This is a genomic window from Elusimicrobiota bacterium, from assembly GCA_016182905.1.
Lineage (GTDB): Bacteria > Elusimicrobiota > Elusimicrobia > UBA1565 > UBA9628 > GWA2-66-18.
Map to the genome: position 1 here is coordinate 1 of JACPFR010000007.1, position 12,868 is coordinate 12,868.

The following is a 12,868-nucleotide window of genomic DNA, read 5'->3' on the forward strand; positions in this document are numbered from 1 at the left end:
CGCGCCGGCCGCGTTCTCCGCCCAGGCCGCCGCCGTTCCCGCGGCTCTCGCGCCCGTCGCCGTCGCGGCCGCCAAGGACGCGGCCCCGGCGGCCGGCGACGCCTCCGCCGCCAAGACGCCGGCCTCCGAGACCGCGCCCGTCACGCTCCAGGCCGGCCCGCGCACCGGCCGCATCGCGAGCAAGGCCGCCGCGATCATCTCCGGCGTCCGCGCCTTCTTCGGCGGCAAATCGGTCGAGAACGTCCCGGCCGCCAAGGAAGCCATCGTCTCCGGCAAGCTCTCCGCCGCGCACGCCTCCGAGCTCGAGCCTTCGACCGGCGACTCGGCCCGCCCGCAGTCGAACGTCAACGAGCCCCCGGCCCCGCGGCAGCCCAACGAGCCCGGCAAGAAGGGCAAGGGCTGGTTCGGCCTCGGCGCGACCGTCGCCGCCCTCATCGGCGGCATGCTCACCATGCAGCTCGGCCTCGAGGCGCAGGGCGCGGCGATGGCCCAGCTCACCGAGGACGCCTTCGGCGACTTCTCCATCCTGGCCCAGGTCGCGATCTTCGCGAGCATCGGCAGCATGGTCGGCCAGCAGCTCGCGAAGTTCTTCAGCGACCGGTTCGGCCTCACCAAGACCTTCTATGCCGCGCACGTCTTCCGCGCGGTCTCGCTGGCGACGATGGTCATGCTGCTCGGCACCGGCCATATGGCCCTGCCGTTGATGTTCGTGTTCTACGCTCTCAACGGGATGGTCACCGGCATCGCGGCCACCGCGCAGGGCACCTTGCAGAAGTTCCTCCTGGCCGAGCAGGGCGTCAGCCAGCAGAAGTTCCGCACCTGGTGGCAGTTCCTCGCCGAGGTCTTCGGAGTCATCGCGCCGATGGTCCTGGGCGCGCTCGTCGTCTCGGTCGGCGCCGGCTGGATCACCGCGATCTACCCCGCGACGATCATCCTGGCCCTGATGCTGTTCCTGATGCTCAAGGTCATCCCTCTCAGCTCGGCCAAGCGCATCGAGAACATGATCGCCGGCGCCGGCAAGGCCGCCGGTGGGGCCGCTCAGGCCGCGGCGGAGGCCCCTGCGCCCGAAGCGCCGAAGGTCGGCGCGTGGCAGAAGATCAAGGACGCGTTCAAGCAGATCTTCGCGAACATGGAGGAGGGAAAGGACTTCGTCTTCAAGAACCCCGTCCTCAAGTACTCCCTCGCGGGCGCCGTGATCTTCGACCTGATGAACGTGCTCATCTACCGCCTCATCACCCCCGGCTACGGCAAGCTCGTCGCCGGCTCGGCGGGCATGGCCGCGATCCAGGGCAACCTCGTCGGCATGTTCAGCTTCGGCGGCCTCATCCTCGCCGCGGTGTTCCTGCTCCTCGAGCGGCGGGACAAGAAGAAGAACGAGGGCAAGACCCCGGACCAGCTCCTCGCCTCCGAGCGTTCCTCGATGCTGCGCTGGACCTTGCTCGGCATCCCCGCCCTCGCCCTGCTCGGCGTGATGGCCTTCAACCTCGTGCTCCCGTTCGCCCCGTTGATGTTCCTGGACATCAACTGGGTCCCGAGCACGGTGTTCGCCGCCGCGCTGATCCCGTTCGGCTTCATGCAGGTCGCCGCGTCGATCAAGCTCAACTCCTTCTTCCAGGAGCGCCTGCCCTCCGACTCGGGCAAGGTCCAGAAGGCGCTGGCCTTCTCCGGCTCGGCGATGACGGCGCTCTCGATCGTGCTGATGCTGGCGCTGAAGCCGCTGTTCAGCGACATCGCGGCGTTCAACCCGTTCCCGTACCTCGCGGCGGCGCTGATCCCCGTCGGCGTGGCGCTGTTCTTCATCCAGCGCAAGCTCGCCAACGCGACCAAGCCCGAGAACCTCAAGATCACGGACGAGTCCACCGGCGAGAAGACCGCCGGCGGCTTCGTCGGCATCCTGCTCGGCGTCATCGCCGCGGCTCTGTTCCTGAGCTTCATGCCCTTCATCCCCGGGATGGCGGGCGTGCTCGCGGGCTTCGGCGTGCTCGGTAAGTTCGCCCTGAACCTGGGCGTCGCGCTGGCGATCCCGGCCGCCGGCTGGTTCGCCGACCGCGCGCTGCGCAAGCGCTCCGCCGCCAAGAAGTAACGACAACGGCAACGGCGACGCTGATACGGGCCGGGGAGGAGGATCGATGCCCCTCGGGGACGGGCGCGATTGGCCGCGCCCTCCGGGGCAGACGCGGCTATGAAGACCATGGCCGCGTCAGCCCCAAGCCCCTCGGGACATCGATCCTCCTCCCCGATTAACCTGCGTCCCGGTGTCCGTCATATCAGCGTATCGCCATCGCCTACGGCGATATGGCGATCGGCGCATGCAGACCCGAAGGAAACGGCGAGGAATCTGATAGCGGACCCGACGGGCTATCGGCTAGGCCCGGCTGGATTCATGTCCGACGGGGCTTGGGGTTGACGCGACCATGGCCGTCGTTGTCGCGTCTACCCCGGAGGGCGCGGCCAATCGCGCCCGTCCCCGGAGGACATGGATCCAGCCGGGCCGACGTCTAGGCCGTTGGGCCCATATGAGCATAGGCCCTCGGGCCCTTTCCGGCCTGGGCCTTTCCGCGCATGATGGGTGGGTCGCAAGGTCCGAACCCCAAAACCCGTCGGAGGTAATGATGTATCGCCGAGCACCCCTCGTCCTGGCCGCCCTGCTGTTCGCCCTGCCCGCCGCCGCGCAATTCTCGCTGAAGGAGATCAAAGCCGCCGCGAAAGACCCCAAAGCCTACACGGTCGACGAGACGACCGTGGAGATCGTGAAGGTCGGGCCGTCCGTCTCCCCGACCGAGGTGGACGCGCCCGACCCGGGCGTCGGCGACGTGATCCCGGTCCTCGACTCGATCGTCAATCTGGGCGAGAAGATCTGGAAGATCATCAAGGACAACGCCCCGGTCGTCAACGTCAAGGTGCAGTACGCATCCGCGCTCCCCGAAGGCATCAAGAGCTGGACGCAGATGGCGGGCTGGCAGAGGCCGAAAGGGACGATCTACGAGCTCACGGCCAAGAACGCCTACGGGATGCAGGTGATCAAGCTGCGCTATCAGGTCCTGCGCACGGCCGGCGGCAGCTATAAGGGGACCGGGAAATACCTGACCGCGGTGACGGTCGAGCCGCTGCTCGTCGAGGCGGCGTGGGGCTACCGCCTCAACCTCGACGCGAACGTCCCGGACTCGAGCATCGCCAACGTGGGCACGAGCGAGGCGCCGATCGCGGCGATGATGCCGCAGCTCGGCTGGACCATCGCGACGGCGATCAAGGAGTCGCAGGGCAAGAGCATCTACTACCTCGAGGGCAACGGGACCTTCCAGGAGGTCGGCGGACCCTTCCGGCGCGAAGACTCCGTCAAGGCGAAGGCGGCGATTGCGAAGACGATGGAGGAAACGCTACCATCCAAGATGTGACCGAGCATACCGCGCAGGAAATGGTTGCCGGGCCACGGCAACCATGAGAGTCCACAAGATAAAGCAATTCAGCGTATTCATGCCGAACAAGCCGGGGGCGCTCACGCGCCTCGCGGCTTTGTTCTCTGAGAAGGGGATCAACATCCTCGGGATCGCCTCCGAGGTCCGCGACGACTCGGGCCTGGTGCGCATCGCGCTCGAGAACGACGCCGAGGTGTCCTCGATCCTGTCGTCGGCGGGCTTCTCCAGCGTGGAGACCCACATCCTCTCGGTGGAGGTCGACGACAAGCCCGGAGAGCTCCTGCGGGTGGCCGCGGCGCTGGCCGACGGCAAGATCAACATCACGACGGTCTACGGCACCTCCGTGGAGGGCGCGAAGACCTCGCGGATCCTCATCGCGGCCCAGAACACCGACCGCGCCCTGGAGATCCTCCAAAAGCTCGGCTCCGGCGCCCCCAGCAACGCTTGAAAATTCGTTAGAATCAGGGCATGTGCCGTCTCTTCGCGCAAGTCTCTACTGATCCCGTTTCCGCCCGCGACGTCCTGGCGGACTCGGAGTTCTCCCTGCTGCGCCAGGCCGACGCCGACCCGGCCAACCCTCAGAAGGACGGCTGGGGCCTCGCCTGGTTCGGGGCCGACGGCGAGCCCCGGGTGGTCAAGAGCGGGCGCCCGGCTCCCGAGGAAAGGGAGCGGTTCGCATCCGCCGCCGGAGAGGCCCGCTCCGGCGTGGTGCTCGGCCACATCCGCGCCGCCTCGAAGGGCATCGGGATCGACGACGGCCGCGCGCATCCCTTCACGGACGAGGGCTGGGTCTTCATCCACAACGGGACCCTGTTCATCCACCGGGAGGTCGCCGAGGCGCTCGGTCCCCGCCGCGCGCGCCTGAAGACGGACAGCGACACCGAGGTCTATTTCCAGCAGTTCCTGAAGTTCGTCGCCGAGGGGAAGAGCCCCTCGGAGGCCTTCGAGGCCTGCGTCGCCGAGGACTGGCGGCTGTGGGAGTCGTGCCGCTCCCGCTACCCGGGACTTCCGGCGCCCTACTCGAGCCTCAACGCGATCGCCTCCGGCGGGAAAGGGATCCACGCGCTCTGCCACGCCGCCCACCGGGGGCTCGCCGAGCACGGCGTCTGCCATCCGGACCAGCCGTGGTCGGTCATGAGCTTCTCGATCCGCGACGGCCGGTTCCTGCTCGCCAGCGAGGGCGTCGACGGGGGGGACTGGACGCGCCTGGCCCCGCCCGAGACGATCTCCGCCGTCCCGTCCCCGCGCGGCGTCGACGTGCGCCGCCGTCCTCTCAAGCTCGTCGGTCCGCTCGGCCCAGTCCCGGAGGTCTCCCGCTCATGAAATACGTCCTGCTCGTCTGCGCCATCGCCGTCGCCGGCTTCATGGCCTACAAGGAGTTCAAGCCGGTCCCTCCGCCGCCCCCGCCGCCGCCGCCGCCCGCGATCCTCTCCGAGCCCGCGCCCGTGATCAACGAGGAGGAGCAGGCCAAGATCCTCAAGTCCACCGAGGACCAGGATCCCAGCGTGCGCTGGGAGGCCGTCCTGCTCCTCGACAAGATGAAGTCGCCGCAGGCGATGCCGGTCATCTTCCACATGCTCAAGAAGGACCTCGAGCCGACGCTGCGCATCAAGGCCTGCGAGCTGCTGAGCGACCGGCGCGGCGCCGACGTGCTCGACGCTCTCGTCGGCGCGCTGAAGGACCAGGAGCCGGACGTGCGCCTCGCCTCGCTGCGCGCGATCGAGAAGATCGGCGACTACTCGGTGGCGGGCGTCATCGCCACGGGGCCGATCAAGGACCAGGAGGAGACCGTCCGCCTCCAGGCCCTCAAGACGCTGAACACCCTCCAGGATAAGAAGCAGGCCGAGATCGAGGCCGCGCGCGTGCGCTACGAGCAGGAAAAAGCGGCGGCGGCGGAAGCGGCCAAGAAGGGATAGGACGTGAACCGACTGGCGATGCTGTTCATCTTCCTCGGGGCGGCCTCCTTCCTCGTCTGGGACCATCTGCATCCCGAGCGCGAGGCGGTGGCGCCGCCGCCTCCTCCGGCCATCGTCCAGCAGCCGGGGCCGGTCTTCTCCGAGGACGAGATCAAGAAGGTCCGCCTGTCGCTGCAGGACGCGGACTCCTCGGTGCGGTGGGCCGCGATCCAGCTCCTGTTCAACATCCGCGACCCCCAGCTCGGGCCGAGCCTCGAGAAGATGCTCGTCGAGGACCCGGACCCCGAGGTCCGCATGAAGGTCGTGTCGCTGTTCAAGGGGCGGGAGGACCTGTCCCGCCTCGGCGCGCTGGTGCGCGGCCTGAGCGACTACGACGCCAACGTGCGCATGGCCTCGCTGCAGGCGCTCGGCGACATCGGGGACCCGTCGGTCGCGGTCTGGGTCACCGCCCTGCTCCGCGACACGGAGCCCGCGGTGCGCATCGAGGCGCTGCGGACTTTGGGGCGCTTCCAGGACAAGCGCAAGGCCGAGTTCAAGGCGCTCGCCGACAAGCTGCGGGCCGACTACGAGGACGCCGTACGGCGTGCCGCCGCGCGCCGCTGATCGACACAGACGCGAAAGCCAGGAGATAGAGACATGGAACTCACCGGCATCAAGGAGCTCAACAAGAAGGTCGCCGAAGAGAGCCTGTTCGTTCAGGACCTCAAGAGGGAGATCGCGAAGGTCATCATCGGCCAGGACGAGACCCTCGACCGCATCCTCGCCGCCCTCGTGTCCGGAGGCCACGTGCTGCTCGAGGGCGTTCCCGGCCTCGCCAAGACGCTGACGATCAAGACCTTGGCGAACTGCGTCTCGGCCTCGTTCTCGCGCATCCAGTTCACGCCCGACCTCCTGCCCGCCGACCTCACCGGGACCTTGATCCTCGACGCGAAGACCGGCGACTTCAAGCCCCGCCTGGGCCCGGTGTTCGCCAACCTCATCCTCGCCGACGAGATCAACCGCGCGCCCGCCAAGGTCCAGAGCGCCTTGCTCGAGGCGATGCAGGAGCGCCAGGTCACCATCGGCGCGGAGACCCACCGCCTCCCCGACCCGTTCCTCGTCCTCGCGACGCAGAACCCGATCGAGCAGGAGGGGACCTACCCTCTGCCCGAGGCCCAGGTCGACCGCTTCATGATGAAGATCCGGCTCGGCTATCCGACCAAGGCCGAGGAGAAGAGCATACTCGAGCGCATGGCCGGCGGGTCGCTGCCCGCCGTGAAGCCCGTGGCGACTCCCGCGCAGCTGCAGCGCGCGCACGCCGTCGCGGCCTCGATCTACCTCGACGAGAAGATCAAGGACTACATCGTGGACCTGGTCTTCGCGACGCGCGAGCCCGAGAAGCACCGCCTCGCCTCGCACAAGCACCTGATCGCCTACGGCGCCAGCCCCCGCGCGACGATCTTCCTCGCGCAGGCCGCCAAGGCCCACGCCTTCATCAACGGCCGCGGCTACGTGACGCCCGAGGACGTCAAGACCATCGGGCCCGACGTCCTGCGCCACCGCGTGCTCGTCAGCTACGAGGCCGAGGCCGAGGGCGTCGACAGCGACAAGATCGTCCGAGCCGTGTTCGAGGCCGTCGAAGTCCCCTGACCATATGCTCCCGCAGGAGATCCTCGCCCAGGTCCGGCGCCTCGAGATAGTCACCGGCCGTCTCGTCTCGGAGAGCTTCTCCGGAGACTACCTGAGCGTCTTCAAGGGGCGCGGCATGGAGTTCGCCTCCGTGCGCGAGTACGCGGAGGGGGACGACCCCCGGGACATCGACCGCAACGTCAGCGCCCGCGTCGGCAAGCCCTTCGTCCGCCAGTACGTCGAGGAGCGCGAGCTCACCGTCGTCATCGCGGTGGACCTGTCCTCGTCGCTGTCGTTCGGCTCCGCGGGGCGGCTGAAGCGGGAGTCGGCGACGGAGATCGGCGCCGCGCTGGCCTTCGCGGCGCTGCAGAACAACGACAAGGTCGGCCTCGCCGTGTTCACCGACGGCCTCGAGCGCTGGCTGCCCCCGCGCAAGGGGCGGCGCCACGTGCTCGCCGTCATCCGCGAGATCCTCGCGTACGAGCCGAAGGGCCGGAAGACGGCGATCGGGCCGTCGCTCGACCGCCTGACGCGCATGCTCAAGCGCCGCTGCATCGTCGTCCTCATCTCCGACTTCCGGGACGCGGGCTTCGAGCGCGCGCTGAAGCTGTGCGCCATCAAGCACGACCTGATCCCGGTCGTGGTCGGGGACCCGCGCGAGGCGGAGCTCCCGTCCGCCTCCGCCGTCGTCGCGGTGCGCGATCCCGAGACCGGCGCCGAGGGCGTCTTCGACCTGCGCGCCGACGCCGCGGAGTACGCCCGGGAGGAGGCCGCCCGCCGGGCGGAGCTCGAAAGGACCTTCCGCGCGAGCGGCGTCGAGGCGGTGACGGTCGGCACGGACAAGCCGTCCCTCGATCCGCTGCTCGCCTTCTTCCGGCGCAGGGCCAAGAGGCGGAGCCGGTGAGATACCTTCCGTTGGCTCTTCTTTTGAGCGTGCCCGCGCTCGCGCAGCAGTCCTCTTGGCAGGTGTCCGCGTCTTCCTCCGCCGTCTTGGCCGCGGAATCCGTGGTCGTCTACCGCGGCGCCCCGGCCGGGCTGAAGGCCGACGCGGCCGGCTCGAACACGAGCGACATCGTGGTCGTCGACGCCGTTGAAAAAGACGGTCTTTGGTCCTGGACCGTATTGCCGCTGTCGACCGGCACGCTGTCCTTCGTCGCCAATTTCAAGTCTCCCGACGGCCACGCCGTCGCCGCGCCTCCGGCCGCCTTCACCGTCTCCGTCGCCCGCCTGCCCGACGACGCGGACATCTCCGACATCAAAGGCCCGATCCGGGCGCGCCCCGCGCTGTGGCCTTGGCTCCTGGCCGCGGCGCTCGCCTGGGCCGCCTGGCGCGGCTGGAAGCGGTGGCGGGCGCGGAAGGCCGCCCCGGACGGCTCGCCCGTCGCGACGGCCCCGGTCCTTCCTCCGGAGGAGGCCGCCGCACTCGCGATCGCGGAGTTGCGCGCCTCCGGCCTCTGGGAGAACGACCAGGCCGCCTATTACCTGGGCCTGACCGACATCCTGCGCGTCTACCTCGAGGCCCGCTACGGCCAGCCGGTCACCGCGATGACGAGCGTCGAGGTCGAGCGCCTGGTGAAGGCGCGCGCGCAGAATCTGCAGATCGGCGGCGGCGTCCGCGAGCTCCTCTCGCGCGCGGACCTGGTCAAGTTCGCGAAGGCCAAGCCGGGGCCCGAGGAGGGCCCGCGCGACGCCGACCTGGCGCTCGGCCTCATCAAGGCGACGACGCCGCCCGTCTACGCCTCCAAGGAGAAGGCCCCGTGAGGCTCCTCCACCCATGGCTGCTCCTCCTCGCGCTCCCGGCCCTCGCGGCCGGCGCCGCGGCGCTGCTGACCTCCGCCGGAGCGAAGCTCTCGCTGCCCTCGGGCGAACGCCTGCGCGCCCGCGCGCCCTCGCTGCGGGCCCGGGCCGCGCGCGCGGCCCCTCCGGTCCTGCTCGCCCTGGCGTCGTGCCTGATCGCCGCCGCGCTGGCGCGGCCCCAGAAGACTATCAAGTTCGCCGGCGGAGCCGGCGAAGGCATCGACATCATGCTCTCGCTCGACAGCTCGCTGTCAATGAAGGCCGTCGACTTCAAGCCGACGCGCGTCGACGCCGCCAAGGCGACCGCGAAGCGCTTCATCCTCGGCCGCGCGCAGGACCGCATCGGCCTGACGACCTTCGGCGGCGCGCCGCTGCTGCTGTGCCCGCCGACGCTCGACTACGACGCGCTGCTGGGCCGCCTCGACGAGCTCGACGCCGGGATGACGCGCGCCGACGGCACCGCCCTCGGCGACGGCCTCGCGTCGGCCGTCGCCCGCCTCAAGGATTCGAGCGCGAAGAGCAAGGTCATCATCCTCCTCTCCGACGGACGCGCGAACACCGGCGTCGTCGACCCGCTCACCGCCGCGAAGGCCGCGGCGTCCTACGGCATCAAGGTGTACGCGATCGGCGTCGCGGGCAAGGGCGAATCCTCGATGACGATCGACGACCCTCGGTACGGCCGCGTGACGGTCCCCGTCACCGACGACCTCGACGAGGAGCTCCTCGCCGAGATCGCGCGGCTGACCGGAGGCAAGGCGTACCGCGCCCAGGACGGCGGCGAGCTGAAGAACATCTTCGCCGCGATCGACAAGATGGAGAAATCGAAGGTGGCGCTGCCGAGGATCGCGGCGGTCGGCGACCTGAACCAATGGCCGCTCGCCGCGGCGCTCATCCTGCTGCTGCTCGAGTCCGCGCTCGCCGCGGGCCCGCTGCTGAGGTGGCCCTGATGTTCCGCCACCCCTTCTGGCTCGCCGCCGGCGCGCTCCTCCTGCCCGCCGCCTGGGCGCTGCTCCGCTGGGCCGAGGCCCGGCGCCGCGCCGTGAGCGAGGCGATGGGAAGAGGTCTCGTACCCTCCGGACGCAAGGCCTCCGTCAGGCTGCGCCTGGCCGGGATCGCCTTCCTCCTGCTCGCGCTCGCCGGGCCGCAGTTCGGCGTCGAGCTCGTCGAGACGCGCTCCGACTCGCGGCAGGCGGTGATCGCGGTGGACGTCTCCCTGTCGATGCTCGCCCAGGACGTCAAGCCGAACCGCCTCGAGCGCGCGAAGTCCTCGCTGTCCCTGCTGATCGACCAGCTGCGGGGCGAGCGCATCGGGGTCGTCGCCTTCGCGGGGGAAGCGGTCACCGTGTGCCCGCTCACGCAGGACGCCGACGCGGCCAAGCAGCTGCTCGGAGCGCTGGAGAGCGGCGCGGTGCCCACGCCCGGCTCGGCGGTCGGGAGCGCCCTGCGCACGGCGACGGCGATGCTCGGCCGCTACCCGGGAGGCAAGGCCGTCGTCCTCCTCACCGACGGCGAGGACCACAAGTCCGATCCCCTCGGCGCCGCGCGCGAGGCCGCCGTCGCCGGCGTGCGCGTCTTCGCCGTCGGCATCGGCACGCCGGACGGAGAGCCGATCCCGAGCGCGGGAGGGACGTACCACAAGGACCCCAAGGGCGGAACGGTCGTCAGCCGCCTCGACGAGAGCACGCTGGCGCAGATCGCGAGGGAGACCGGCGGGGCCTACTACCGCACGACGCCTGGCTCCGACGAGATCGCCGACATCGCCAAGCGCATCCGGGAGCTCGACGCAGCCAAGGGCGTGTCGGGGACCGCGAACCTCTGGCGCAACCGCTACGCCTGGCCGGCGGCGGCGGCGTTCCTGCTCCTGCTCCTCGAGCTGCTGTCGTCGCTGCGCCCGATCGCGGGGGCAGCGCCGTCCGCCGCGGTCGCGCGGTCCGTCGTGGTCGCGGCGGCCTCCCTGGTCGCGCTCGCCGCGCCGTCCGCGGCGGCGACGGCCGAGGGCTCGCTGCGCGCGGGGAACCGGCTCTACGGCCGGGAGAAGTACGAAGGCGCCCTCGAGCGCTACGGGGAGGCCGCGGCGAAGGCGCCCAAGGACCCTCGCCCCGCGTTCAACGCGGGCGGGGCGCTGTACCGGCTCGAGAAGCTCGACGACGCGACGGCGATGTACGAGACCGTGGCCGCGCGCAAGGACCTCCCGGCGGCGACGAGGGCCGCGGCGCTGTACAACCTGGGCAACGCGCGCTTCAAGGCCGGCGACTTCCCGAACGCCGCCGCCGCCTTCCGCGGCTCGCTGGCGCTGTCGCCCGGCGACGCCGAGGCCCGCCACAACCTGGCCGTGACCTTGCAGAAACTCAAGAACCCTCCGCCCCCGAAGAGCAAGCAGGACAAGCCCAAGGACGAGCCGCAGAAGCCCGAGGACAAGAAGGACAAGCCCCAGGGCGGCGGAGGGGGACAGGACGACCAGCCGAAGAGCCCGCCGAAGACCCGGCCCGAGGACCAGCTCACCAAGGAGGAAGCCGACCGCATCCTGCGCGCCGTCGGCGAGCGCGAGAAGCAGGCCCAGCGCCAGGCCCAGGAAGGCAAGGGCCGCCGCGCGCAGGGCAAGCCGCCGTCGGCGGAGGACTGGTGAGAAGGACCGTCCTGGCCGCCGGGCTGATGCTGGGCGCCGCCGCCGCGGCCGCGGCGGACCTCGCCGTCACCGCCACGCTGAGCAGCCACCAGCTCGTCTTCGGCGATCAGATCGTCCTGTCCGTGGCGATCATGGGGTCCGGCTCCGCCGCGCCCAAGGCGCCGCTCATCCCGGACGTCGAGATCTACGAGTCCGGCAAGAGCCAGAGCATGACCATCATCAACGGCCGCGTCTCGTCGAGCGTCGTACACACCTTCGTCCTGAACCCGCGCAAGACCGGACGCTTCGTCGTGCCCGCGATCGAGGTGCCCGGCGCCGCGCCGACGCCGCCGATGGTCTTCAACGTCGACGCCGCGCCGAAGGAGCCGCCGCCGGCCCCGGCCCCGAGCCAGGCGCCGGCACCGGGCCAGCCGCCGGCGCCCGGCCCGGTCCCGGCCCCCGCGCCGAGCCCGGGTGCTACCCCCGACGCCTTCGTCACCGCCCAGCTCGAGAAGAACCGCGCCCTCGTCAACGAGCAGGTCACCTTGGTCGTGCGCTTCTTCACGGCCGTGCCGCTGCTCGGCGCGCCGCAGTACGACGCGCCGAAGCTGACCGGCCTGCTCTCCGAGAGCCTGGGAGCCGAAGGCCAGGGGACGACCGTGATCCGGGGGCGCACCTACAACTTCTCCGAGCTCAAGAGCGCCCTGTTCCCGGTCCAGGCCGGGCGCGCGGCCATCGGGCCCGCCGTCGTCACGGTGCAGCTGCCGCGGCGGGGGGGGCTCACCGGCGACGACTTCTTCGACCGCTTCTTCAACGCGGCGCCGCCCGAGGCGCGCCGCCTGCAGACCGACCCGCTCACGCTCCAGGCCGACCCCCTGCCGCCCGGGGCGCCCGACGATTTCTCCGGCATCGTGGGCGCGCTGACGGTGGAGTCCTCCGCGGACCGGACCCAGCTCCGCGCCGGCGAGGCCCTGACCTTGACGGTCGTCGTCAGCGGCGTCGGCAACATCAAGTCCCTGCCCGAGCCCAAGCGGCCCGACCTCCCGTCCGTCCGCTTCTTCGATTCCGAGAGCTCGGTCAAGCTCGAACGCTTCGGCGACAAGGTCGGCGGCGCGAAGACCTTCAAGACGGTCCTCGTCGCGCGCGTCTCCGGGCCGCTCGAGATCCCGCCGCTGACGGTCTCGTACTACGACCCGGCCAAGCGCGCCTACGCGCGGGCGCAGAGCAAGCCCCTCCGGCTGAACGTGCTGCCCGGCGACCCGAACGCGGCCCTGCCCGTCGTCGGCCCGGGCTCATCGGCGGCGCCGGGCGTGGCCGAAGTCGCCGCGGACATCCGCTACCTGAAGGCGCCCGACGGCCGCGGCCTGCCCGCCAAGGCGCTCGCCGCGCTCGGCGCCTTCGGCCGGACCGGCCCTTGGCACGCCCTGCCCGGCGCGTTCCTCCTCGCCGCGCTCGCGCTCGACCTGCGCCGCCGCGTCCTGGCGGCCGACCCGCGCGCCCGCCGCGCGGGCGAGGCGCGCGCCGCG

12 protein-coding genes are annotated in these 12,868 nt (G+C 70.8%); all 12 read left to right on the forward strand.

Translation table 11 applies throughout. The features are described 5' to 3' along the window. Nucleotides 1-2,083 (forward strand): hypothetical protein (locus HYV14_02635; GenBank protein MBI2384890.1); only part of this gene is annotated, 2,083 nt, incomplete at its 5' end. A 526-nt stretch (nt 2,084-2,609) separates the two neighbouring features. Next, nucleotides 2,610-3,395, forward strand: coding sequence for a hypothetical protein (locus HYV14_02640; protein MBI2384891.1), 786 nt, complete (start codon nt 2,610-2,612; stop codon nt 3,393-3,395). 79 nt (nt 3,396-3,474) lie between these two features. Next, the gene (locus HYV14_02645) at nt 3,475-3,864 is read left to right on the forward strand and encodes an ACT domain-containing protein (protein MBI2384892.1); all 390 of its coding nucleotides are present in this window, start codon (nt 3,475-3,477) and stop codon (nt 3,862-3,864) included. Between the two features lie 20 nt (nt 3,865-3,884). Next, nucleotides 3,885-4,739 (forward strand): class II glutamine amidotransferase, encoded by an 855-nt coding sequence (locus tag HYV14_02650; GenBank protein ID MBI2384893.1) that lies wholly within the window; start codon nt 3,885-3,887, stop codon nt 4,737-4,739. Beyond that, complete coding sequence (locus HYV14_02655) at nt 4,736-5,332, forward strand: HEAT repeat domain-containing protein (GenBank protein ID MBI2384894.1); 597 nt, start codon at nt 4,736-4,738, stop codon at nt 5,330-5,332. Before HYV14_02650 ends, HYV14_02655 begins: the two co-directional genes overlap by 4 nt. Nucleotides 5,333-5,335: 3 nt before the next feature. Then, on the forward strand, nt 5,336-5,935 hold the full coding sequence (locus tag HYV14_02660; protein MBI2384895.1) for a HEAT repeat domain-containing protein: 600 nt from the start codon (nt 5,336-5,338) through the stop codon (nt 5,933-5,935). A gap of 33 nt (nt 5,936-5,968) precedes the next feature. Further along, complete coding sequence (locus tag HYV14_02665) at nt 5,969-6,961, forward strand: MoxR family ATPase (protein ID MBI2384896.1); 993 nt, start codon at nt 5,969-5,971, stop codon at nt 6,959-6,961. Between the two features lie 4 nt (nt 6,962-6,965). Continuing rightward, entirely contained in the window at nt 6,966-7,844 is an 879-nt protein-coding gene (locus HYV14_02670; GenBank protein ID MBI2384897.1) for a DUF58 domain-containing protein, read from the forward strand. Next, nucleotides 7,841-8,701, forward strand: a complete 861-nt coding sequence (locus HYV14_02675; protein MBI2384898.1) for a hypothetical protein — start codon at nt 7,841-7,843, stop codon at nt 8,699-8,701. Before HYV14_02670 ends, HYV14_02675 begins: the two co-directional genes overlap by 4 nt. Next, entirely contained in the window at nt 8,698-9,684 is a 987-nt protein-coding gene (locus tag HYV14_02680; protein ID MBI2384899.1) for a VWA domain-containing protein, read from the forward strand. The genes HYV14_02675 and HYV14_02680 overlap by 4 nt, the downstream gene beginning before the upstream one ends. After that, the gene (locus HYV14_02685; protein ID MBI2384900.1) at nt 9,684-11,363 is read left to right on the forward strand and encodes a VWA domain-containing protein; all 1,680 of its coding nucleotides are present in this window, start codon (nt 9,684-9,686) and stop codon (nt 11,361-11,363) included. Before HYV14_02680 ends, HYV14_02685 begins: the two co-directional genes overlap by 1 nt. Further along, nucleotides 11,360-12,868, forward strand: a 1,509-nt coding sequence (locus HYV14_02690) for a protein BatD (protein ID MBI2384901.1), incomplete at its 3' end; no start/stop codon positions are given. The genes HYV14_02685 and HYV14_02690, both read left to right, overlap by 4 nt.